At 39.8% G+C, this 25,005-nt stretch carries 17 protein-coding genes; 2 read left to right on the top strand and 15 right to left on the bottom strand.

The window, feature by feature from the left end:
• Positions 1–3: 3 nt before the first annotated feature.
• The 15 genes from ACNOGP_RS05545 to aroQ form a co-directional block, all read right to left on the bottom strand.
• Complete coding sequence (locus ACNOGP_RS05545; RefSeq protein WP_418214298.1) at positions 4–1,872, bottom strand: FAD-dependent oxidoreductase; 1,869 nt, start codon at positions 1,870–1,872, stop codon at positions 4–6.
• Positions 1,873–2,082: 210 nt separating this feature from the next.
• Positions 2,083–3,195: a glycoside hydrolase family 88/105 protein gene (locus tag ACNOGP_RS05540; protein ID WP_418214297.1), complete on the bottom strand. Its 1,113-nt coding sequence runs from the start codon at positions 3,193–3,195 to the stop codon at positions 2,083–2,085.
• A gap of 87 nt (positions 3,196–3,282) precedes the next feature.
• A complete protein-coding gene (locus tag ACNOGP_RS05535; protein ID WP_418214296.1) occupies positions 3,283–5,490 on the bottom strand; it encodes a glycoside hydrolase family 3 N-terminal domain-containing protein in 2,208 nt (735 codons plus the stop codon).
• Positions 5,491–5,637: 147 nt separating this feature from the next.
• The gene (locus tag ACNOGP_RS05530) at positions 5,638–7,455 is read right to left on the bottom strand and encodes a DUF4886 domain-containing protein (RefSeq protein WP_418214295.1); all 1,818 of its coding nucleotides are present in this window, start codon (positions 7,453–7,455) and stop codon (positions 5,638–5,640) included.
• A 63-nt stretch (positions 7,456–7,518) separates the two neighbouring features.
• The gene (locus ACNOGP_RS05525; RefSeq protein ID WP_418214294.1) at positions 7,519–9,111 is read right to left on the bottom strand and encodes a DUF4832 domain-containing protein; all 1,593 of its coding nucleotides are present in this window, start codon (positions 9,109–9,111) and stop codon (positions 7,519–7,521) included.
• 117 nt (positions 9,112–9,228) lie between these two features.
• Positions 9,229–10,464, bottom strand: coding sequence for a SusE domain-containing protein (locus ACNOGP_RS05520; RefSeq protein WP_418214293.1), 1,236 nt, complete (start codon positions 10,462–10,464; stop codon positions 9,229–9,231).
• 24 nt (positions 10,465–10,488) lie between these two features.
• Positions 10,489–12,423 (bottom strand): RagB/SusD family nutrient uptake outer membrane protein, encoded by a 1,935-nt coding sequence (locus ACNOGP_RS05515; RefSeq protein ID WP_143866238.1) that lies wholly within the window; start codon positions 12,421–12,423, stop codon positions 10,489–10,491.
• A gap of 12 nt (positions 12,424–12,435) precedes the next feature.
• A complete protein-coding gene (locus ACNOGP_RS05510) occupies positions 12,436–15,822 on the bottom strand; it encodes a TonB-dependent receptor (RefSeq protein ID WP_418214292.1) in 3,387 nt (1,128 codons plus the stop codon).
• Positions 15,823–15,976: 154 nt separating this feature from the next.
• Positions 15,977–17,086: a FecR family protein gene (locus ACNOGP_RS05505; RefSeq protein WP_418214291.1), complete on the bottom strand. Its 1,110-nt coding sequence runs from the start codon at positions 17,084–17,086 to the stop codon at positions 15,977–15,979.
• Positions 17,087–17,255: 169 nt separating this feature from the next.
• Positions 17,256–17,798, bottom strand: coding sequence for an RNA polymerase sigma factor (locus ACNOGP_RS05500; RefSeq protein WP_418214290.1), 543 nt, complete (start codon positions 17,796–17,798; stop codon positions 17,256–17,258).
• Between the two features lie 124 nt (positions 17,799–17,922).
• Positions 17,923–19,149 (bottom strand): FtsX-like permease family protein, encoded by a 1,227-nt coding sequence (locus ACNOGP_RS05495; RefSeq protein WP_186966008.1) that lies wholly within the window; start codon positions 19,147–19,149, stop codon positions 17,923–17,925.
• Positions 19,150–19,166: 17 nt separating this feature from the next.
• Positions 19,167–19,499, bottom strand: a complete 333-nt coding sequence (gene rbfA, locus ACNOGP_RS05490) for a 30S ribosome-binding factor RbfA (RefSeq protein ID WP_007747761.1) — start codon at positions 19,497–19,499, stop codon at positions 19,167–19,169.
• A gap of 12 nt (positions 19,500–19,511) precedes the next feature.
• On the bottom strand, positions 19,512–20,150 hold the full coding sequence (locus ACNOGP_RS05485) for an O-methyltransferase (protein WP_418214289.1): 639 nt from the start codon (positions 20,148–20,150) through the stop codon (positions 19,512–19,514).
• Positions 20,151–20,158: 8 nt separating this feature from the next.
• Positions 20,159–21,616 carry a pyruvate kinase gene (gene pyk / locus ACNOGP_RS05480; RefSeq protein WP_007762152.1) on the bottom strand — a complete coding sequence of 486 codons (1,458 nt, stop codon included), beginning with the start codon at positions 21,614–21,616 and terminating at the stop codon, positions 20,159–20,161.
• 31 nt (positions 21,617–21,647) lie between these two features.
• Positions 21,648–22,070, bottom strand: coding sequence for a type II 3-dehydroquinate dehydratase (aroQ, locus tag ACNOGP_RS05475; protein ID WP_272720708.1), 423 nt, complete (start codon positions 22,068–22,070; stop codon positions 21,648–21,650).
• Between the two features lie 72 nt (positions 22,071–22,142).
• Here aroQ and xerD point away from each other — a divergent pair, with 72 nt between their 5' ends.
• Positions 22,143–23,102, top strand: a complete 960-nt coding sequence (gene xerD / locus ACNOGP_RS05470; RefSeq protein ID WP_418214288.1) for a site-specific tyrosine recombinase XerD — start codon at positions 22,143–22,145, stop codon at positions 23,100–23,102.
• Between the two features lie 136 nt (positions 23,103–23,238).
• Positions 23,239–24,933: a tetratricopeptide repeat protein gene (locus tag ACNOGP_RS05465; RefSeq protein ID WP_195476021.1), complete on the top strand. Its 1,695-nt coding sequence runs from the start codon at positions 23,239–23,241 to the stop codon at positions 24,931–24,933.
• Positions 24,934–25,005: the final 72 nt, after the last annotated feature.

The raw sequence follows: 25,005 nt of genomic DNA, 5'->3' as shown, positions 1-25,005 counted from the left end.
TGTCTACGGTTTGATGTAAGCTCCCGGAACTTCCAACAATTCGTTGGGCTCGTTGAAACGTTGGTTATCAGGCACATTGTGTTTACCCAAGCCCACTTTCATCAGTTGCTTCAATTCGGGCAGATAATGATGATAGATGTCACGCGGCTCCACGCCATGCTTATGGCAGAGTCCGGCTGCCATGCCTACTACTTCGCCCATCATGCCGGTAGTACGCATTACACGCACCGTCCCCAAGGCTACGTGTGTACAACTCATATTACGACCAGCCATAAAGAGGTTATCCACATTGCGCGAATAAAGGCAGCGATAAGGTACAGCATAAGGATGAATCCAACGATGCACCGTAGCCGACTTAAATTCATTACCGGGAAAACGTACACTGTTCACACTATCAGGGAAATGAAGGTCTATACTCCAAGTAGTAGTAAACGAAGCATCCTCATGTGCCACATTCTTGTCTATGTCATCCTGTGCCAATACATAGTCGCCCAAGAGACGGCGTGATTCACGCCTGCCTGAGATGTAAGCCACCCAATCGAGCGAACGGTTAGCGTACTTCTTATGGTCTTTATAGTGATTCTTCAGATAGCTCCAGTTGGAATATATCACCAAAAGCCCATAATCGCGTATACGTTCAGCTTCACTGATTTGATTGCGGTTCATGCCTGTTTCCCATTTCCATTCGCCCATGGTTACGGGTTCACAGTTCTCAGCATCAAAGCGCACACCATATTCAAAGTGAGGGAAAGATGTTTTCTTCTTCATATCCTTGCTGTACCATTGTATCGAGGCACCCATCACCAATGAGTCGGGCTGTTCGGGAGCAAGACTTTCGCCATATTCATCGCGACCTTCACGCCCCATAGTCCAATCAGCACCGGCTAAATAGCCTATGGTAGCATCGCCTGTACAATCACTAAAAAGAGGAGCGATAAGTTCGGTTCGTTCGCCCGTCTCGATATGCTGGATAGTGACTGATGCAATGCGGTCTCCTTCCATCTTCACGGCTACTGCACGCTGAGAGGCATAAAGGGTAATATTCTTTTCATCAACTATAAAATCTTCTTTCTTCCAGTCTTCATAGTAGTCACCCGGTTGGGCATTGCCGGAACGTTCATGACCGAACTCACGTATCATACGACCCAATCCTTTGTTGGGGGCCATTTCGATGATACCGCCAAGGTGCACACGAATTTCCGACGAGTTATTGCCCCCCAGCACAGGACGGTCGTTCACTAACGCTACCTTACAGCCCAATCGGGAAGCAGATGCAGCGGCACACATACCGGCTATTCCCCCTCCTACTACCACAAAATCGTATTGATGCGTGGGCACCGTCTGTTGTTGTCGCAAGCGAGTACGAAGTGCGGCTGTCTCTGCCTCACTCCAAGTAGCGGGTTGCGTATTGGCATCAGTCGTAAGGTAAATGGCATCACAACGGCCGTCGAAACCGGTGAGGTCTTTCAATGCAAGGGTGGTAATCCCTGCTTTCAATACTACCTTTCCGGCAAATTGCCATTGCCAGGAATTACCTGTATGACCCAATGTCGTTTTCAGCAATTTATCGCCTAAAGCCAGGCGGAATCTTCCGGGACCTTCCGCACCAGTCCACGGTGAAGTCCAGTTATAGGTACGAGCATATACATAATATGTACCTGCCTGAGAAATGTTAATCTCTGCCGTAGCGTCCGCCACAGGGATACCCATGCCATGTGCCATGAGATAAGGCGACCCCATTTGATCCATGAACTGCTGGTCGAGCACCCAACCACCTCTCCGGCTGAAGCTTTCTGCTTCGATAAGCAGTTCCTCGGCTACAGCCATAAGACTACAGGCTACGGCTATGCATATCAATAAGATTTTTTTCATCACAACACAGCGTTTTTAGGATTATTGAATACTAATAGCATTCTTTTTAATAGTAGTCAACAAACACATTGACAAAACTTTGATATCAGTTTTTATTATTTTGTTCATAGAATATATGTTTTAATTGTTGTTGTTCAAGGTAGTGGCTCCTTATAATCATCAGTACATTCATTACGTGACAATATAACCATCTTCAAAAAAAAGCGCAAATTATCTTGCCATTTTATAGACTTCATTACCCGCCATCAAAAAAGCGCCAACCCCATAAACTTCTGTCATATTGCGAGTCACTTTCTTCGGATCAGCACCGATTTGTTGCACATAACCTAGTTTGCCATCCGGTTCGACTGCTGAAACCAATGCATTCCACCCTTTTATCATTACAGGAAGATAAACCTCCTTATCCAATAAACCTTCATTGATACCATAAGCTATGGAATACACTATAAAAGTAGTACAACTGGTTTCCGGCGACGGATAAGAAGAAGGGTCTAACAGACTAGCGTGCCAAAAGCCATCAGGATGCTGCAATCCGGCAACCCGTGTAGCCAGTTTTACAAACAGCTCTTCATAGAATCTGCGGTTCTTATCTTTCTTGGGTAACTCCTTCAATATTTCAACCAAGCCACCGAGTACCCAACCATTACCACGTCCCCAAAAGACTTTCTTTCCATTAGCTTCGCGCTTATCAAAATAGCGCCAGTCACGGTAGAATAGATTTTCTTCTTTATCGAACAAGTAATCATAAGTCGCTTTATACTCACGATTCATGAATCTGATGTATTTCTTGTCTCCTGTCAACATATACAGTTTAGCATATACAGGGGGAGCCATGAAGAGAGCGTCACACCAAGTCCAGCGTTCCAAAGTTTTCAAATCCCCCTCCACCAATCTGAAATTACCTTTAGAAGGGTGATCAATAATCCATTCCGTGCGAGCCAGTGTGGGGATAATCATCGCTTCATCTTTATATTTGCGATATAAATCCAAGAAGGATTGGGACACGGCAATGTCATCAGCATGATAAAATCGCTTGTCCGGTTGCCAGCAGTTCCGGTGACCTATACAGGTCAACCATTTATAGTAGGTATCATCACCGTCTTCTTTCTCTGCCAGTTCAGCCCAATCGACCATACCGACATAGAGAGCACCTTGCGGCCAGTTCAGGTCGTCATGTTCCGGAGCAGGATGTGGATTGGCAATTTGCCAATCCGCAACTTTTCGCATGATAGACTTAATTTCTGCTTTTTGAAAAGGAACTTCTGTTGCTTTTATAAAAGTAGCACATAACAGAAAAACTCCTGGTAAAAGTATTTTCTTCATTATATATTCATTTATTAATCACTCGGTAATTCAAATCAACCGTAATTTTCTTAACCGGTTGGCAACCAAGCCTGTAAAAGATTCAAATTAATCCGTTAATTCTATCTTCACTTTCTGGTCTTTTACCTGAATATAGTACTCTCCAGTTTCCAGAAAACGTTTACCATTTCCGTCTACAAAGCCCAAATCACGTTCCAAATCTATGTCGAAACGGAAGGTTTTCGTTTCTCCGGCTTTGATAGATTGTTTTTCAAAGTACTTCAACTCTTTTACAGGACGTGTAATCGAGCAATATGGATCGGAGATGAACCAGTGTACCGTTTCCAAACCATCACGTTTCCCTGTATTAGTAACGGCTATCTCAGCCGACAATTTCTCGCCGCGTTTTACTTTAGAAGCGGAAAGAGTGACAACACCATACTTGAACTCAGTATAGCTCAGACCGTACCCGAAAGGATACAAAGGATCACTTGTTATATCTTTATAGAATCCCTGATGACCACGCCCACTTTTACGACGATTATAATAGATAGGGATCTGACCTGTTGAATAAGGGAAAGTCATAGCTAATTTACCCGAAGGATTGATACGTCCTGACAATATCCCCGCCATCGGGAGAGCACCATTTACACCCGGTTGCCAGATTTCCAGTATCGCATCTGAAATTGGCTCCAACCGATTCAGTTCCAACGGACGACCGTTAACGAGTACCAATACAACTGGCTTGCCGGCTTTTTTTACTTCTTTTGCCAGTTCTTCCTGAATCTGAGGCAGGGCAATGGAAGAACGGGAAGCGTTTTCACCACTCCAGGTCATCATCTCACCCAAACAAAGAACGACTACATCAGACCAGCGTGCAGCTTCCAGTGCTTCTGCAAATCCTTCACGGTTATCTCCTTGAGTACTGCAACCTAACGCATAACGTAGTTCGGCTCTTCCGGCGAACTCAGTTTCCACCCCTTTATAAAGCATTGCTACATCCGTATCTTTTCCATGCCCACACCAGGAGCCTAACAAATCCCAGCCATTCTTTGCCATTGGACCTACTACGGCAATCCTTTTTTTATCTGTCAGTGGTAATATCTGATTCTCATTTTTCAATAATACCATGGATTCAGCCGCAAGCTGAGCGGCAATATCCATACTTTGCGGACGGAAAAAACGTTCTTTCTCACTTGTAATCGGAGTATAGGGACGTTCAAACAAACCTAAACGGAATTTCACTCGCAAAACACGACGGACTGATTCATCCACTTGAGTCATCGTTATTTTTCCTTCTTCAACCAACTCTTTCATATGGCGGTCGTAAGCATGAGACATCATATCCATCTCAAGACCTGCATTGAAGGCATACACTGCTGCCTCTTTTTTATTAGCTGCCAGTCCCTGATTTTTCAGTTGCTCGATTGCCCCCCAATCGGAAACGATGAAACCATCGTGTCCCCAACGTTCTTTCAGAATTTCCGTCATCGTATAGTGATTGGCAGATCCAGGGACACCACTGATATCATTAAAAGAACTCATCAGAGTCGCTGCACCCGCTTTCACGCCCATTTCATAAGGGAGCAGATAAGTATCCCAAAGAGTTTGTCTAGAGATTTCGGTATAAACATAATCACGTCCGGCTTCGGAAGCGCCATAACCGATATAATGTTTCAAACAAGCTGCTATGCGGTCTTCGGCAGACATATCATCTCCTTGATAACCACGCACCGATGCAGCAGCAAATACCCCATTCGTATACGGGTCTTCACCGTATCCTTCGGCAACACGTCCCCAGCGGGGATCGCGCGCTACGTCAATCATCGGTGAGAATGTCCAGTCCACCCCCGACATACGGGCTTCTTGTGCTGTGACTGCACACGCTTTTTCTACCAGTTCAGGATTCCAAGAGCAAGCCTGTCCCAGAGAAATAGGATACACAGTACGGAATCCGTGAATGGCATCGTAACCAAAAATAATAGGAATGCCCAAACGGGATTCTTCCATAGCCTTCTTTTGCACATTATTACGCAAAGTAGGATTGGTATCGTAATAAATCAACGAACCAATTTCCGCCGGAACTTTTTTAACCTCTTCTCCTATATTATTCACATTGTTATTCCGCCCCATGGTATATTGATTCAGTTGCAGAATTTTTTCTTCCAAAGTCATACGTGACAACAAATCATCGACTCTTTTTTCAATCGGTGCTTCTGCATCCTTATACAAAGGAAGATTCTTTTTATCTTTTGCCAAAAGGGTACATACTACTCCCCACAGGCATAAACCGAAAATTAATGCTTTTCTTCTCATTACGTTTTCGTCAGTTAGTTATTTTTATTAATCCAAATAGCTCTTCAGACAAACACATTGCCTGTCACTGATTCTCATACAAATTTATAGGAAAACAAGGTCATCAATCCGATGACCTCGTTCTATCTAAATCTGTCTCATTTTATATCATTCTACCTGACTGATACGCATAGCATTAATATGCCCATCTGCTGCAAGCCCTGTATCTTTGCCAACAACTTCTATTATAATCTTTCCGTTACTATCAGGTTCAATATTCTCAAAATTAGTAACATACTCGGCAAATGGAACAGCATCAAAAGAAGGATAAACTCCCTCACCAGAGGTTGCAATCTTCAAACCTGTTTTAATGACTTTCGTCTCACTCTCAATCTTACCTTTCAATTTATAAGCAGAAACTCGTGCATCCTTACTACCCGCATAGCGCACAGCCAAAATCGTAAAATTATATTTTTTAGCGGGATCTAATTCTGAAATTTCAATCTGCCCGGCTCCTGTATCACCTTCGCCTTTGGTTCCAGTTAGCATCAATCCATCTTTCCATGCTGAGATAGGAAAATCCATTCCATCTACGGATATAGCTTTTTGACTATCTTCACCACCAACTCCCGCATAATTTCCAGTAAATCCTCCAAGAACTTTCAAACCTATATTCGTATAATCTCCATCGGCATTTTTCAACCATACAGGAGTGGAAGATGCAACGTATGATATTACATTATTCCATGGAAGAGACGATAAAGAGTTCGAACCGAAATCTACATAAATAGGTGTTTTCAATCCTCCCGATATAATATCCGGTTTTTTAAAATCAATCATATCAGTAACTGCATCTGGTTTCATTACTGCCAAATGTGCGGCATTCTGAGCAATCTTGACTATTTGCGGATCAATAGTTTGAGGCGCATATGAATTTCCAACTACTGTTTGTCTAAATATAGCCTCAAACCAAGTACATGCTGCCGTATAACGCCCATAAGTTACTTCCAAATGATAACCATCCCGGTTGAAAGCATCTCCCAAGAAAGAAGTGCGTCCATTCTGAATAGCTGTTCCTGAAGGAATCAATATGTTGAGTTCCGTATTATCCTCCATTGCCTGGTTGGCTGCCGACACAATCGCATTGTACATAGTCATCTGATCCTTATTATACTCCGGAAAACTTTCATGTGTTGACGTAGAAGCATAAGCCCATGTCTGATGCCACATCAGCTTTGCTTTAGGACGAAATGTCTGCACTTCGGCTATCAAGTCCGCTAATGCGGCATAAGTTTCATACTTACCTGATTTTCCACTTGCCTGCTGCAAACTAATGTAATCCCATTTCTCATCAATTAAGGCATCAGACAAGCGGTAACCACTTTTATTAACCTTCTTACCATCTTTCACCTTTCTATATTCATAAGCAGCATTATCACCTCTCATATTATTCAGATGTTTATCCAAGTCACATCCGCCTATGTACATATTACCAATGACAACCTCAATACCAGCCGCCTGAGCCAGTTCGTACAAATATTGTTCTACCGCATCCTGAGAAAAGCTATTACCTATTGCCAATATTCTTGTCGGGCTTTGATTAACCGTCACAGAAATAAAAGCTGAAAGACGTTTTGTTTCCCCCGGGCATTCTATCTTTATAGAAGCCTTTCCAGACGAAACACCCGCTATGGTAATACTTTTATCATAGTTCATAATAGCAGTAGCCACATCTGGATTAGAAGAAGTACAAACATACTCCAATTCACGTTCTTCATCTGAGCTAAATGTAATATTTACATTAGTTTCCTCACCTGTCATCACAGTCACCTGCTCAGAGGCTACTATCATCCATTTATTGCTCAAATAAGGATAAGGCTTTTCATCATCTGAGCATGAAGTAAAAACATTTCCAAACGACAGAAATATATATAATAGAAGTAAACCACCCCAAAGTGATTTGCTTTTCCAAAACAAATTTCTCATAATAATTAATTTTAGTTACTATGTCCAATGAAATTCAAGAAATGAATAAGACTACTCAGTAAATCACTTTACAGTAACCTGCAGCAATCTCACCCAACCAGAATCTGTCAGGTTCTTTGTTACAGCCATTTGCAAACCAATCTCATTATCCTTGGTCGTATCAACAAGCCCTACAGCCCAATTGTAAACTCCAACAGAAACTCCTTTCATTGTTAAATCAAAGTTATATGTAGTCGGTTTGCCCTTTAACCAGGTAGATAAGTCAGTTTGCTCATCAACAAATACTTTTACCGCTTTATCGTTATTATCTAACAATGCAAATGCAACTTTGTATTTTTGATTCCACTGTGGTATATTCGTAGGACAATATCCCCATCCCATATTATTCCAACGATGAACAATTGACACTTTCTGTCCACTTGTCACATCTTTCGGCAAAGAAATCATATCGGGATATAAACGATATCCACCTTCAGTAACAAAACGCTGTACCAAAGAAAAGCATTTGGTAAACCATGAATTTGTTTCATCTCCCACACGAAAATCCATCATATTTACATGTGCTTCGGCAGAAGCGTCAAATTCCCCCTGACGAACATCTTCCGGATGGCCTTCTCTATATTTTTCACTCGGGTCAATCCAATAACGGTGTGTTCCTCCAGTAATCCAACCACCTTCCATTATTATAGGACGTTTATAATTCCATCTTTCAGCAAACTGTTTTTCCCAGTCTTGATAATAACCTGTCATACCAAAAGCATCATGGCGTAGACTATAACCCTTATTTATCGCACTATTCAAAAGTTTTTCTGTGTCTGAGGCTACTGCCCCCCAACCAGAAGTATTATTAGCACCTACCAATCTATGGTAATTGATGACCAAAGGAACTTTCTTAAAACAACGCGAATACAAACTTGTAATCCATTCAAAAACTTTTTCCTTATTTGCATAATCTTTATAAACCATAGTATGCGCCTCTCCCCATTTACCTAGTCCATAGGCATCAATAAAATCGACTTTATCCGGATCATCAAACTCTTTGGCAAATGCTTCAATAAAAGCAGCATATTTTTGCTGAAATATTTCATCATCAGGATAAGGAGATTTACGGCTTTCGCCATTATTTCCATTAGGATCCGGATAGGAGGCAGCACCTGCATCGAATACATACTGTGGGGTATTCAGACCTTGGTCACGCCCATCTACAACTATACGAAAAGATAATCGCATATTTCTATCTAGCGCACTTTTGAACAATTTTGTCAGTCGAGCGTTCGGATCATTCCAAACATACACACCCTCACTCGGATTTAAGGAACTCCAACTAGTACGAATATAACAAGTACTTGCATAATCGGAAACCTTAACCGGTGTTGCCAATTCCGGCACTTTCATGTTATCGTATCCCATAGTGGTCCAGAAGTTCTCATCCCAACCACGTCCCATATACATAACCCATCCATTTAACGGATTACGAAGAACTGTCTTTTTATCTCCAATAACCTTAACTGTTACATTCCCGGCAGGAAGTCCTTTATCTCCCTCATCAATCGCTCCATCATCGCCACCTGAACATGCAGATAAAGTCCCCGAACAAGAAAGTAAACAAGCCAAACTCCATAATCTTACAACCGATAACATTTTCTCTATTTTCATATATTCCAATCTTATTTAATTAAAAAATATTGCCGTATCTATCAAGAGATTCCTTTTGTATCTGAATCGCTATTCCGATACGGCAATAATTAATATATCATTCGCCACAAATATTTACTATTTCTTATCAAAACGCACTTCCATAGTTCGTAAGTTCACAACTATAAAATTGATACCTGCAGTCGTTAAGTTATAATAAGCATTACGCTGAACTCCATCACCTCCCATCAATTGCATATTAGAACCAATAGTTACAGGTAACGTCTGTGCGGCTCCACTACTTGTCAACGGACAGCTATACGCATAAGCTTTAGTTGTATTAGCATCACCTGCCGCATATACCACAAACTTAATTGTGCCAGACTTCAGTGCTGCCCCTTTGTACACAAATATCAACGGATCTGCCAAACTAGGTGTAAGAATTGTAGTACAAGTATTGCTCCAACTATTTATACCACCATAAGCATACAATTTCGTAACAGTAGTTTGAACAGTCTTATCTTTATATTCTCCGGCATTACCAGTCCATTCTACACTTATAGGTTCTAACGGTTTATCAGGAGAATTAATCGTCACAGTCTTTTTCTCCATATTAACTACGATACGATATTCACCATCTTTCGGAATATTCCATGCAATAGGTTCTGCCTTCATCATAACATTTTCAGCTTCACCATCTTGCAAAGTACCTTCCCCATCTGCCGGACAGATATAATTAGTTTCCCCTTCAAATTCTACGGGAATCTCCAATTCTCCTTGTTTCAAATCGCCCAAGAAAGCATATTGATACTCATTCTCCACCGTCTTACTCATCGTGATTCTACCTCCGGTCATTGCAGTTCCATCAAGATAAACTCTATCTGCATCGAAAACAATTGGTTTATAAGGTCGAACGTTTACTGATACCGTACGAACTTCCGGTTTTGCCCAACGGGTTCCACCATCCCATTTAGCTATGACACGAAATTGAATCGTTGCAGATTTATTACTGGACTGCCCCCATTTTTCTGTCAGCAAGTTCTGTAATTCTGCCGTTGTGTAGCTTTTACTAAACACACCTTCTTCTTCATCATTACGCACACAGGAATTAAAATTGCTTCCTTCAATATCTATCTTCGTCACATAAGAAATCATGTATTCCTCTGGCATTTCCCGGGCTGGGGTCCATTCAAAAGTCAGCACTACATCATCCAGTCTGTCGCCATCCAATTCTATATCCGTAGTCGAAGCAGTCAGCTCAAGACACTCTACAGCATCAGATTGATTATTATTCTTGTCATCATCATTACATGCACTCAGGCATATTACAGCAGCCATCGGCAACCACTTATATAATGATCCTATTTTACTCATACTTATTGTTTTTAAGGTAAAACATTATTTCCACCATCCGGGCAGTTGTCTCAAATTTATATTCACATCCATCTCATCTTGAGGTATAGGCCACCAATAGCTGATGAACTTTCTTGTTTGGTAAACAGTACGCTTGTAATAAGAGTCCCTATCCTCCTTCTTCGCCAACATATTCATTCCCCAAAACTTTCCGTCCAACGCAGTTTCAGCTTCCTTCCAACGGCGTAAATCATCAAAACGTAATCCTGCTTCACAATTCATTTCTACCCGTCTCTCTCTACGAATTAACTGACGCATCTCTTTCGGATCAGTCGGAGCTGTTATCTTTCCAGCTTCCGTACCCTCACTATACTGAGGAATACCCGCTCTTTCACGAATCTTATTGATATATTTCAATATTTCCTTTTTATTAGAATCATAAGTTCCCATATCAATACTATATTCATTCAAAGATTCAGCATAACTCAGATAAGCTTCAGCCAAACGATAAAGACATCCTTGACGATTCTTATAATTACCACTACTTTCTGTAGGAATTGCAGAAGGGTCTACACGCTTACGAATCAAATAACCAGCACATGGTGAATCATGAGAGGGACCTCCATCCTCACCACCATTAAAAAAGTTTGTTGCTTTCTTTTTACCCCAATGATATTCTTCATTGTATAAGACAGATATATAGAAACGGGGTTCACGTCCACAATACATTTTATATGTATTAGCCGGTACAATTACATTCTGATCCTTTGCTGCATCTCCTTTCGCTGTCCCATACATCCATCTTGTATTAAAAGATTCATCTGCCGTTGAGTATCCATCTTCACTATAGCCTGAAGCCTCGTTTTTAATAGGAGTGCCACCATCATTCGTATATCCAGTAATAGGAACCAACCCATTCCTCATAAAGAAAGCATCAACCAATGACTGGGTAACCCCAATGGCACCAGCCCCACCCATACTACGCGGGTTTGCCTGACGATCGAAATACCCTGCATCGTCATAAGTTCTAGGATATATTATTTCTAAATTACCTTGATTACGCCGAAGCATCAATGCATTCTGATAAGAAAGGAACGGATCGATATCTTCTCCATTACTCAAATATTCAATATGTAATTTATGCCCCGATTTCTCAGCCTCATCAATCACCAGTTTATTAGCTTCAACTGCTTGTTTCCAACGATTTGGGTCATGTTCTGAATTAAAAATCGGCGTACCATCACAGTTCTTCATATTTTTCATGTCTGTATCCTGATTTCCATTCACCAAATCACTAGCGGCAAACGTAAGTAGACGGGCACGTATAGCCAAACAGGTAAGAGAAGTAATACGACCATATTTATTATCATCGTCATAGAACGGAGGTAATTCTTTTGAGGCCTCAAGCATTTCATTTGCAGCCCAATCTACTACTGTATAGAAAGGCTCTTGTTTTAATAATAAACTTTCTCCTGTAGTTTCCTCAGCAGCTTCACGAATAATAGGAATAGCTCCATAAGTCATAACCATCATCGCATGAAATTGTGCAATAAGGAAGCGACATTCGGCTTTCATATAATTAACCTCTTTCTCCGAAACATCTGCAATTGCATGTGCATACTTTATAAAAGTATATGCCGAACGAATAGCCTTTGGAAAAGTTGTCCAATAGCTAATTACCCCTTCATTATTCGCCGTCCAGTTTCCGTTCTGATAGAAAATAGCTTTAAAGCCTTGAGACTCCCATCCTACAGAAGGCGCTAATTCATCAGCAACAGCATCTGCACCATCATATGTATAAAATTTAGGAACTAAGCTATAAATATATGCTAACCAACGTTCCATATTATTCTTATTTTCAAATACAGATTCCAATGTCAACTGATCATCCGGCTCTTTGTCCAAATAATCAGAACAAGAAGACATAGGAACTAAAGCTATTAAGCCTAATGCAATAAATACTATTATTTTATTTTTCATACTATTATATCTTTAGAATCTGATTTCAAAACCTGCAGATAATGATTTCATTACAGGATAAGCAGCACCCGTTTTATCTTTTACTTCAGGATCCCATAATTTAAAATTCGAGAAAGTTAACAAATTAGTACCTCTGACAAAGACACGCGCACCAGAAATAAATATATTCTGCATCCATTTTTTAGGAAATGAATATCCTAATTCAATATTTTTCAGACGCATAAAGCTCATATTTCGCAACCACCATGTAGAAGGCTGACTATTGTTTGAGTTAGTTCCATAATCCAAACGAGGATAAAAGACATCCTGGCTAGGATTATCTACAGTCCAACGATCATTATAATTAGTGAATATATTATAAGTAGTACCTTTGTTGGAAGCCGGTATAATGTTTCCTGAAAGAATATTCCAACTTCTTCCAATTCCCTGGAACAATACACCAAAATCAAGGTCTTTCCATTTCATATTCAGTCCAAAACCATATACAATCTCGGGATCAACTGTACCTCCTATCGGTGATTGGTCGAATGCATCAATCGCTCCATCCTTATTCACATCTACATATTTGATATCACCCGGTCGTACCTTAGCAGTAAAGCTTTGTACTGGAATTCCTTCTTTTAATGTTCCTGTTGCCACATCTGCAAAATCATCTTCAGTAAAAAGCCTATCAGCCACATATCCGAACAACTGATTGACCGGGTGCCCCGTTTCAGCTCTATTTGTACCAATTACAGCCTGAGGTTCATCTTTCTCTATTATTTCATTATGAGCATAAGTAAAAGTACCCATTAAACTTATATATAAGTTCTTATTAAACTGTTTGTTGACATTCAATGACAATTCAACACCACGGTTAGTTACTTTACCATAATTACTCCACGGCTTTTTAATAAAGCCGGCTGTTGCCGGAACCGAAGCACGTTCCATAAAAATGTTATGACGCCGTTCCTCGAAAACATCAACCTGTAAGTCAACCAGCCCTTTCAATAAACCTAATTCTAAACCGATATTGGCTTTATTTACAATTTCCCATGTTAAATCAGGAACTGCAAATTCTCCTTCTGCCATACCATTTTTTGAATATCCAGACTCTACTCCCCATTTATACATTTTCAAAGTCTCATAATCATCCAAAATAGTAGAAAGATAAGCAAAACGACGTCCTGACAAGTTTGCGTTACCTGTCTGTCCATAAGAAGCACGTAATTTCAACTTTGAAATAATATTTCTCATTGGTTGCATAAATGATTCTTCAGATACAATCCAGCCAATTGCCCCTGATGGGAAAAAACCGTATCGCTTACCTTTTGCAAAATTTTCAGAACCATTATAACCAAAATTAAATTCAGCTATATATTTTCCACCGTAAGTGTAAGAAGCACGCCCAGCCAATCCTTGAGTACGATATGGTAACTTTTCACCTTTATCATAATTACGGCGATTAAATAAAAGCAAACCAGAAACTGCATGTTTCTCTGCAAATGTATGATCATACATCAGACTTGCCTCCATATACACACTCTTATTCCCATAATCAGCAGATTTATCATAACCCAAAAAATTACTACCGTTTTGCTTTTTTGTCAAAACAAGTTCTCCCTCTTCATTTCGAGATGTAGCAGCATTATAATATTCCGGTGTTTTTGAACGTTTCACTGTACCGCTTGAATAACGGTCAAAAGAAAATACACCTTTAACTTTTAAACCCGGTGTTATAAATTTCAAGTCCTGTTCCAATGAAAATAATGTTTCAATTTTACTCGCACTAGTACGTTGATAACCACTTTGAGTAGCCATTGCCCAAACATTACCTTCTTCCGTTCCAGCCATTTCTCCTGAAGAATACTGCGCAGGAAAGGTAAAAGGAACAGCTCGGAATGCACGACTAAAAATCAAGCTAACATCCTGAGTAGTAGAATTACGGTCCTGCAAATAACCACCAATGTTAAAACGTAATTGAGTGGTCGGAGAAAGTTTTAAATCAACATTTGAACGAACATTATATCGCTGTAACTTGATCGAAGGATCCCATTCTTGCTTCTTATCTCGTTGCAAGATACCTTGCTCATTGAACACAGCCGCAACAAACGAATAGCGCAGACGCTCTGTACCTCCTGAGATATCAACACTCACTCGCTGATTAGATGCATTATCTTTAGAGATTACATCAATCCAATCAACATCCGGATATAAATCAGGGTCATATCCTGAACGAGTCTTTGCAATTCTATCAGCATACATAGGAGACTGTCCAGTATCAATCAGAGCATCATCCAATACTTGCATATAATCAGCTGCTCCAATATATTCAGGCAATCTAACCGGTTGAGTAAATGAGAATTCACTCTTTACTACAACACGCGGCTTACCGACCTGCCCACGTTTCGTATTAATAAGCACTACGCCATTAGCACCGCGAACACCGTAGACAGCACTTGCAGCAGCATCCTTCAATACAGAAAAAGATTCAATCTCCTCTGGATCAATATTATTCAAATCACGTTCAATTCCATCCACCAAGACCAAAGGATCCCCACCGGCTTTTCCAAATGTACTGATACCACGAATCCAAAAGGTGGAGTTATCATAGCCCGGCTCACCGGAACGCTGTACCGCAAGTACACCTGAAACAACACCGGCCAAATTATTACTCAATGAACGGCTTGTAGATACTTTCAATTTCTCAGGCGCCAACGTAGTAATAGAACCGACTACCGACTCTTTCTTTTGTGCACCGTAAGCAACAACCACGACCTCATCCAACTGACCTACATCCTCTACCATCTGCACGTTAACAACTTTCCGGTTATCAACAATTTCTTCTTTAGGCACAAAGCCAATATAACGGAAAGAAAGTACAGACTTTCTCGTAGGAACCATAATGCTATAATTACCATTCATATCCGTTAATGAATGCACTGTAGAATCATTCTTCAAAATGATTGTTACACCAATTAGCGGCTCCCCTTTTTCATCTGATACGTTACCTGTTACCTTAATACCCTTTTGCTGTGTAGTTTGCTGCACTTTAGGAGCTTCTGGGACCGAAATCGTAATTTGCCTTCCCGACATCTTATAATTCAGCCCTGTCTCTGAAAACAATTCTTTCAACACAGCATCTATTTTCTTATTGGAAACTGAAATGGAGACTTTATTATTCAGATTTTTTTGAACATTCGCTGAATAAATAAAAATGTACTTACTATGTTTTTCGATATAATCTAAGATATCTTTAACTGTGGTATTCTCATATTGTACCGAGAACAAATCTTCTTCGGAATTCCATCGGATAGAATTAGTACCGAACGAAGAACTAGGAATCATAAAAAAGACGTTTATAATGCAAAAAAGCTTAAGTCTTTTTTTTAAGTGTAAAAAAATACTTTTCTTTACCATAAAAATTTCTTTTTAGGTTAACAATTTTGGATTTATTGATTTAACTAAGGAATTACTATCGGGTAAATACGGCAATATTTATCCGATTTTTTGTGTCATGATGATAATCTGTTCTTCATAGGCAAGCATATTTAAAAGATTAATTAAAAAATTATTATTTATTCAAGTATATACTAGTATCTCTTTTTTCTATCGTAAATGGCAATGTTTGCTGAATACATTCAATCACCTCATCTATATCATCTTTCAAATCTAGTTTTCCATAGACCTTCTCACTACCTACCAATGGATCACATTGTATGGATACACCATAATAAATGCTTAACTTCTGAATAATCTGCGATAAAGTATTGCCATTCAACAGCATAATTCCATCTATCCAACTAATATATTCAGCTACATCCACTTGCTTCTGACAGACAATTGAACCATCTGCTATATTCAATAAATCATGTGGAGCCAATTGTGCCTTCTTCTCATTCTTATCAGTTACTTCTACTGATCCTTCTACCAATACAATATTGGTCGCACTTCCCCGATAATTGGTAATATTAAACTTTGTACCAAGTACCCGTAATTTAAAATCCTCAGATTCAACAATAAAAGGACGTTTCTTATCATGAGCAACCTCTAGAAAAACTTCCCCTTGAGTATATATCTTACGAATGTCACCTTTAAAACGACGAGGATAAACAACTTTAGACTGGGAGTTTACCACTAGACGAGTCCCATCTGACAACTCTATTCTAGCCCTCTTACCTGAGGGAACGATCAACTGATTATATTCTTGTTCATCTTTTACCTTTTCTTCTTTAATAACCTGAGAATTAACCGCAACTTTTCCTTCCTTTGAATACTTAATAAAGGCATCTTCATCTAAGTTCAATTGTTCTTTAGCAGTTATCAGAGTTACTTCATCAACAGTCTGGCTGTCTAGACCTTCCGCAATAGCTTGTAAGTCTAAATCAACTGCAGTTTCTAGATTCATAAAATAAATAGTTGATATACAAACTAGAATAGAAGCAGCAATAGAAGCGGAAGTTATTAACAAATAGTTCCGTTTGCGCTTCTTTTCGCTTTTTTGTATTTTCATACGAGTTCTCTCTATAATGGAAGAAGCATCAATTTTCTCTTGTTCGCAGCTTTCCCAAAAGAACCTCAACGTCTCACCTTCAGGCATAGTGGTAAAATCATCCTCAAGTTTTTCCTGAGAATTCAACTTACCAAATAAATTTGCAAGGCGAAAGTATTCTTTCAAGTTCATAATCTTTTTTAATGTTGTTCTATAATTAAAGACGCAATTAAAAAAAGAATCTCCTAGTTAAAAATGAACTTTTTTCTCATTTCATGTAAAAAAAATATATAAGACAGATTTGTTTCACGAATAGGCTATTGATAATCAAACAAATAAGGCAAGAATAAAAATATTATTCTCAAAAGCGAATATTTAGTTTCTTAGCAATTTCTTCCAATGCAAAAGCTATATGATTATTTATAGTCTTCACGGATATATCTAATAATGCCGCAATATCTTTATAAGGTAGGCCTTCTATTTTCGCCAAGAAAAAAACATGTTTACATTTCGGTGGTAACTGTTGAATAGCATTGTTTATTTTCTCCATTTCTTCTCTGCTAATCATAGCCTCATCCGGAGATTGGATTGGGGCAAATATAAAATCTCCTATATCATCAAGCAATAAGTCTGCCTTTCCCTTTTCTTTTCTCAGATAAGAAAGAGCCTTCCGATAGGTTATTGTTTGTATCCAAGCATTCATATTTTCTATGCCAGCCAAAGTTCTTCTATTTTTCCAAACTTCAAAGAAAACATCACTTACAACCTCTTCAGATGGCTCCTTCTGACCAATCAAAGCATAAACATAGTGGTATAAACGTGAGGAATAATGTTCCATAAAGCGGCAAAAAGCCACTTCATCACTGTTTACAATCCTGTCTATGTCATTACTTTCAAGTTTCACGGAAGTGTTTTACAGATTACTTCTAATTAACAAAATTGTGTCAAATATAGTAGTATATTAGGAAATATAAAAATAAAAACCGAATTAAAAGTTATCAATTATAGAAAAGTATATACAATAAATATTACAAAAGTCTTTTACTCAAATATCGCACCGGATACCATACAGAAAGAAAGCCGACCGTTAGAACTGTCACAAAGATAAGTAACACATCCCAAGCGTGAACACTCACAGGATAGGCATCCACAACAAAAGTACCACCTCCACCACCTAATGAGATAATCCCGAATTCCTGCTGGATGAAACACAAAAGCAACCCTAAAGCAATCCCGGAAACGGCACCGAAAAGAGAAATAAGACGACCTTCGAATAAAAAGATACGAGAGATCAGTTTATCATCCGCTCCTAAGCTACGTAATGTTACAACATCATCCTTCTTGTCCAAAATCAACATAGAAAGAGAACCGATTACATTGAAGCAAGCAATCATCAAGATAAAAGTAAGGAATAAATAAGAGATCAATTTCTCGATCTCCATGATACGGAAAACATCCGCTTGCTGCTGATAGCGGTTCTGAACGATAAAATCATTACCTAGTATTTTCTCAATTTTGGCTTGTACAGATGAAACATTTGCACCAGGCTTCAATTTCAATTCTATAGCGGAAACCTCTGTTGTATAATCCAGCAGTTGACGAAGAAAATCAAGAGAGGTAAGAATATACTTTCCGTCATATTCCTGCTGATTAACAACGAAGACAACTCCGGGAGAATAAAGATAATCACGATTAAAGGAAGCACCCGGATTTGCCATATTTACTTTAGCATTCCGTTTGGGTAAATACACTTGAAGAGGATCAACAAATTGAAGTCCCGTACCCAAGGTTGCCACCAACTCTACCCCCATCACACCGTAATTCACAATAGAATCATGAAGAAGAAAATCACCGGCTCCATAGAGAATACTATCAATGGCTGTCAATTCTTCAAAATTATCCTCTACCCCCTTTAAAACAACCATAGCTTGACGGTCTTTATATTGTACCATCGCATTCTCTTCGAGAGTTTCTGTAAATACATCTACTTCAGGAAGCAGGCAAACTGCACCAATCCGTTTATCCTGACCATCAAAGACTTTCCCCTCACGAACAGTAATTTTTAGTTGCGGGTCGAATGCAGTAAAAAAACTGGCTACCATATCCTGAAATCCATTAAAAACAGAAAGCGTACAGACCAATGCAAGCGTAGCAAGAGCTACTCCGCACACAGAAATGCCGGATATGATATTAATGGCATTATGTTTCTTCTTCGAAAAAAGATAACGCCGGGCTATATAAAAAGGAAAATTCACCTCTGCAACAAGTTATTTCATTTCAGCAAAGAATCAATCTTCTCAATATAATCCAATGAATCATCCACAAAAAACTTCAGTTCCGGAATAATACGTAACTGATGGCGTACACGGGTTCCAAGCTCATAGCGAATGGTCTTCATATTATCATTGACATTCTTCACTATTTCTTCTGCCTTCTCGGACGGAAAGACACTAAGATAAACACGGGCTATACTCATATCCGGGCTGATACGAACAGCACTTACAGATACCAGAACACCCGGCATTGCTTTTGTCTGAAGCAGAAATATCTCACTAAGCTCTTTTTGCAACAGTCGAGATATCTTATTCTGTCTAGTTGTTTCCATAAATCTACTCCTTTATTTCTTTCTTATAATCGTTAACCCATCGCGTAAGGGCAATATCACTTTCTCCACCCGCTCATCTTTTGCTACGAAATCATTGAATGCCTTAATCCCGATCGTCTGAGTATCAGCACTACGAGGCTGTTCCAACACATGACCATCCCACAACGTATTATCGGCAATGATATATCCTCCTTGTGAGAGATGCGCCAGCGTCATTTCGTAATATTCAATATACTTGCGTTTATCTCCATCTATAAAAGCCATATCAAAAATAATCCCCAAATCGGGAACCAAGCTCAACGCATCACCTATATAAAAAAGGATTTTATCCGCAAACGGTGATTCCTCAAGCCACGGACGGGTAAAATCTTCTTGTTCATCATTTATCTCAAACGTATGTAACATTCCGCCCTTCTGAAGCCCTTCAGCCAAACAAAGAGCGGAATACCCGCTATACGTTCCAATTTCCAATATCTGGCGAGGCCGAATCATCTCCACAAACATTTTCAACATCCGCCCTTGCAAATGCCCGGAAGCCATACGGGGACGGAGTAACTTTACGTGCGTATCCCGATAGAGTGCTTTCAGATAGTCACTCTCGGGATCAATATGCTGCAAAATATATTCGTCTATAGATTCAGTCTCTTGCATATAGCTTTTTACAAATAGCGGTTATTATTCGGCAAAACAGTCTCTTCCGCATGCTTCAAAGCATCTTCCACCACATTGATTTCGAGGAATGAAGTCTGCGTACCTTCTTTACCACTACTCAAATATCCTACCATGTCGGAAGGTTGCAAGCGACCTTCCTTCAACAGACGGCGTAAAGCAGCGAAATAGTATTCCTGTCCATTTGCCAATTCCGGCATATAGATTGCCTCTACCCCATAAGAAAGAGCTAGATGACGCATGGTCTTTTCCTTATAACATATAGCCAATACCGGATATTTACCACGGAAGGCAGCCAGATTACGAGCAGTACGTCCACTGTAACTGTCCGTAATGATAGCACGTATTTTCAGTTTAGATGTAGCCTTAACAGCTTGTTTAGCAAGAAATGCCGTAACATCATTACTGTTTTCATCCAAAGGAATGCGAATATCGTTTTCCTCCAACTTATCCTTCTCAGCCTGAGCTGCAATCTTAGTCATCGTTTTCACAGCTTCTACCGGATACTTGCCATAAGCAGTCTCCCCACTCAACATCAAAGCATCCGTACGATAATAGATAGCATTGGCAATATCCGTAACCTCCGCACGAGTCGGACGAGGATTATTGATCATCGTATGAAGCATCTGAGTCGCAACAATTACCGGTTTCTTAGCCAAAATACATTTACGAATCAACACACGCTGAATACCCGGAATACGTTCCTGAGGCACTTCTATACCTAAGTCACCACGAGCGACCATAACACCGTCAGCCACTTCCAGAATTTCGTCGATATTATCCACTCCCTCCTGATTCTCTATCTTAGCGATAATTCTGATATCGCTATTGTGAGCATCCAGAATTTCACGAATATCAAGCACATCCTGACGATTACGCACAAAAGAGTGGGCTATAAAATCGATATCTTTTTCAATAGCATAAAGAATATTATTGCGGTCTTTCTCCGTCAAAGAAGGAAGATTGATACGGACACCCGGCACATTCACACTCTTGCGACTTCCTAAAGTAGCTTCATTTTTCACCTCACAAAGCAGATAATCGGCAGTCTTATCAATAACCTCCAATTCCAGATCACCATCATCAATCAAAATGGTACCACCGATATTCAAGTCATGCACAAAGTTGGGATAAGAGACAGCGATACATTCGCGGGTCGTTTCAAGTTCCGGATTACCAACTATTTTCACTTTCTCCCCTATCTTATATGGAATTGGTTCCGCATTAGCAGTCGTGCGAACCTCCGGTCCTTTAGTATCCATCAGAATCGCAATACGGTTGGACACCGCACGCACATTTGCAATCAAAGCTTCAAAACCTTCACGGCTGGCATGCGCAGTATTCATACGCACCACATTCATTCCGGCATCAAATAATTGTTTGATAAAATCCACATCACAACGTCTATCCGAAATGGAAGCTACAATTTTAGTCTGTTTCAATAACATAGTCTTTCTACCTATTTATATATTATAATCTTTATTTATTCTCTAACAATGCCTCCAGAGCCAAACGATACGAGTGCAATCCGAACCCGCAAATAACCCCTTTACAAGCACAAGCAATCATGGATATATGCCGGAAACCCTCACGGCTATGCACATTAGATATATGCACTTCAATCACGGGAGATGTCACAGAACGAATTGCATCCTGCAAAGCAATAGAAGTATGCGTATATGCACCGGCATTCAATATAATGCCATCCACGTCAAATCCGACCTGCTGGATGCAGTCTATCATTTCTCCCTCAATGTTCGATTGAAAATAGTCGATCTCCAAGTCAGCATATCTTTTGCGAAGCTCAGCAAGATAATCTTCAAATGTAACGCTTCCATAAATAGAAGGTTCACGCTTACCCAACAGATTAATATTCGGGCCATTAATAATTTGTATCTTCATCGCACAATCCTGTTTTTTTATACCTTTGTATCCAAAGAACAATATTTCAAGGTGCAAAGATAGAGAAAAGAAATGGAAATCAACGAAAAAAAACAGAAGAAGGAACAACAAGCGCTGATAATCAGAAAGTATCAGCAGTATCTTAAACTGGAAAAGTCCTTATCTCCTAACACACTGGAAGCTTATCTTACAGATTTGGACAAGCTATTAAGTTTCCTGACCTTAGAAGGGATTGATATCTTGGATGTATGCTTGGCTGACCTCCAACGTTTTGCGGCAGGCCTGCACGACATCGGCATTCATCCACGCTCACAAGCACGCATTCTGTCGGGTATCAAATCATTTTTCCGCTTTCTGATCATGGCAGACTATCTGGAAGCAGATCCCAGCGAGCTGTTGGAAAGCCCTAATATAGGCCTCAAACTCCCGGAAGTACTGACTGTAGAGGAAATCGATCGGATCATTGCCACTGTAGACCGCAGCAAAGCCGAAGGACAGCGGAACAGAGCTATTCTGGAAACCCTATATAGCTGCGGGCTCCGCGTTTCGGAACTTGTCAATCTTAAACTATCCGACCTTTATTTTGATGAAGGGTTCATCAAGGTAGAAGGAAAAGGAAACAAACAACGTCTTGTTCCGATTTCCCCCAAAGCCATTAATGAGATAAAGCTCTATTTTACAGACCGGAATCAGATAGAAGTCAAGAGCGGACATGAAGATTTTGTTTTTATCAGCCCACGAAGAGGTAAAAGACTCTCGCGAATTATGATTTTCCACATGATAAAAGAACTAGCACAGCAAGCAGGTATTACCAAAAACATCAGCCCGCACACCTTCCGCCATTCTTTTGCGACTCATTTACTGGAAGGCGGAGCCAATTTACGGGCAATCCAATGTATGCTCGGACATGAATCAATCGCAACAACTGAAATCTACACCCACATCGACCGCAATGTGCTTCGCAGTGAGATAGTTGAACATCATCCCCGAAATATTAAGTATCGGAAAGAAAAAGAGTCATTATTTCATTAAATTATGATAAAATCGCCCCCTTATCCATATATTTATATTAAGAATTAATATCTTTGCGTTACTTTTTCTGCGTAAAGTAGAAGAAGATTTGTGAATAGACGATATTTCAATTACAAACATTTAATTTATACCTAAAATGACTAAGAAGTTGTACTTGCCTTTACTCATGGCAATGGTTGTTGCATTATTCTCTTCTTGCAGCAAAAAAATGGGTCCGCTGTCAGCTGATTACTTCACTGTTACTCCGCAAGTGCTGGAAGCAGTAGGTGGTAAAGTTCCTGCTACCATCAATGGTAAATTCCCTGAAAAGTATTTCAACAAGAAAGCGGTTGTAGAAGTTACTCCGGTATTGAAATGGAATGGCGGTGAAGCTAAAGGCCAACCGGCTACTTTCCAAGGTGAAAAGGTGGAAGGTAACGACCAATCTATCTCTTATAAGATGGGTGGTAGCTACACAATGAAAACCTCTTTTGACTATGTTCCGGAAATGGCTAAGTCCGAGTTATACCTCGAATTCAAAGCTACTATCGGTAAAAAAGAAGTTACTATTCCTGCTGTGAAAATAGCTGATGGTGTAATTTCTACTTCAGAATTAGTTAACAATACTTTAGGTAATGCTAATCCTGCATTGGGCGAAGACGCTTTCCAACGTATCATCAAAGAAAAGCACGATGCCAACATCATGTTCTTGATCCAACAAGCTAACATCCGTTCAAGCGAGTTGAAGACTGCTAAAGAATTCAACAAAGAAGTTGCTAACGTAAACGAAGCAGCTAACAAGAAGATCAGCAACATCGAAGTATCTGCATACGCTTCTCCAGATGGTGGTGTAAGCTTGAATACTACACTGGCTGAAAACCGTGAGAACAACACTACTAAGATGTTGAACAAAGACCTGAAGAAAGCAAAAATCGATGCTCCGATTGATGCAAAATATACAGCACAGGACTGGGAAGGTTTCCAAGAACTGGTTTCTAAGTCTAACATTCAAGACAAAGAGTTGATCCTTCGCGTTATTGCAATGTACCAAGATCCTGCTCAAAGAGAAAGCGAAATCAAAAACATCTCTGCTGTATACAAAGAATTGGCTAACACTATTCTTCCGCAGTTGCGTCGTTCTCGTTTGACTTTGAACTACGAAATCATCGGTAAGTCTGACGAAGAAATCGCTAAGCTGGCTTCTTCCAATCCTTCTGAATTGAATATCGAAGAATTGCTGTACGCAGCTACACTGACTAACGATCCTGCTAAACAAGAAGCTATCTATACTCAAGCTACAAAACAATTCCCGAACGATTACCGTGCTTACAATAACTTGGGTAAATTAGCTTATCAAGCTGGCAACATCGATAAAGCTGAATCTTATTTCAAGAAAGCAGCTAACGTAAACGCTTCTCCTGAAGTGAACATGAACTTAGGTTTGGTTTCTTTGATGAAGGGTGACAAAGCAGCTGCAGAAGCTTACTTCGGTAAAGCTGCCGGTACTAAAGAACTTGGCGAATCTATGGGTAACCTGTACATCGCTCAAGGTCAATATGAAAGAGCTGTAAACTCATTCGGTGACTCTAAGACTAATAGTGCCGCATTGGCTCAGATCTTGGCAAAAGACTACAACAAAGCTAAAAACACTTTGGCTAACGTAGAAAGACCGGATGCTTACACAGACTACTTGATGGCTGTTTTAGGCGCTAGAACTAACAATTCTTCTATGGTAACAAGCAGCTTGAAGAGCGCAGTTGCTAAAGATTCTTCATTGGCTAAGAAAGCAGCTACAGACTTGGAATTTGCAAAATACTTCACAAATGCAGATTTCATGAACATCGTTAAATAATAGAATTACCACTCTATTTTAAATATTAAGAATTGCCTGTCATTACAAATGACAGGCAATTCTTTTTTTTAT

Source organism: Bacteroides difficilis (genome assembly GCF_048319815.1).
GTDB lineage: Bacteria > Bacteroidota > Bacteroidia > Bacteroidales > Bacteroidaceae > Bacteroides > Bacteroides zhangwenhongii.
Note: the sequence above shows the minus strand (reverse complement) of the source record. Positions and strands in the feature narration are given on the sequence as shown.

Excerpts from the sequence above, each read along its gene's own strand:
- ACNOGP_RS05545 (WP_418214298.1), bottom strand. The coding sequence starts at position 1,872 with ATGAAAAAAATCTTATTGATATGCATAGCCGTAGCCTGTAGTCTTATG.
- ACNOGP_RS05540 (WP_418214297.1), bottom strand. The coding sequence starts at position 3,195 with ATGAAGAAAATACTTTTACCAGGAGTTTTTCTGTTATGTGCTACTTTT.
- ACNOGP_RS05535 (WP_418214296.1), bottom strand. The coding sequence starts at position 5,490 with ATGAGAAGAAAAGCATTAATTTTCGGTTTATGCCTGTGGGGAGTAGTA.
- ACNOGP_RS05530 (WP_418214295.1), bottom strand. The coding sequence starts at position 7,455 with ATGAGAAATTTGTTTTGGAAAAGCAAATCACTTTGGGGTGGTTTACTT.
- ACNOGP_RS05525 (WP_418214294.1), bottom strand. The coding sequence starts at position 9,111 with ATGAAAATAGAGAAAATGTTATCGGTTGTAAGATTATGGAGTTTGGCT.
- ACNOGP_RS05520 (WP_418214293.1), bottom strand. The coding sequence starts at position 10,464 with ATGAGTAAAATAGGATCATTATATAAGTGGTTGCCGATGGCTGCTGTA.
- ACNOGP_RS05515 (WP_143866238.1), bottom strand. The coding sequence starts at position 12,423 with ATGAAAAATAAAATAATAGTATTTATTGCATTAGGCTTAATAGCTTTA.
- ACNOGP_RS05510 (WP_418214292.1), bottom strand. The coding sequence starts at position 15,822 with ATGGTAAAGAAAAGTATTTTTTTACACTTAAAAAAAAGACTTAAGCTT.
- ACNOGP_RS05505 (WP_418214291.1), bottom strand. The coding sequence starts at position 17,086 with ATGAACTTGAAAGAATACTTTCGCCTTGCAAATTTATTTGGTAAGTTG.
- rbfA (WP_007747761.1), bottom strand. The coding sequence starts at position 19,499 with ATGGAAACAACTAGACAGAATAAGATATCTCGACTGTTGCAAAAAGAG.
- ACNOGP_RS05485 (WP_418214289.1), bottom strand. The coding sequence starts at position 20,150 with ATGCAAGAGACTGAATCTATAGACGAATATATTTTGCAGCATATTGAT.
- pyk (WP_007762152.1), bottom strand. The coding sequence starts at position 21,616 with ATGTTATTGAAACAGACTAAAATTGTAGCTTCCATTTCGGATAGACGT.
- aroQ (WP_272720708.1), bottom strand. The coding sequence starts at position 22,070 with ATGAAGATACAAATTATTAATGGCCCGAATATTAATCTGTTGGGTAAG.
- xerD (WP_418214288.1), top strand. The coding sequence starts at position 22,143 with ATGGAAATCAACGAAAAAAAACAGAAGAAGGAACAACAAGCGCTGATA.
- ACNOGP_RS05465 (WP_195476021.1), top strand. The coding sequence starts at position 23,239 with ATGACTAAGAAGTTGTACTTGCCTTTACTCATGGCAATGGTTGTTGCA.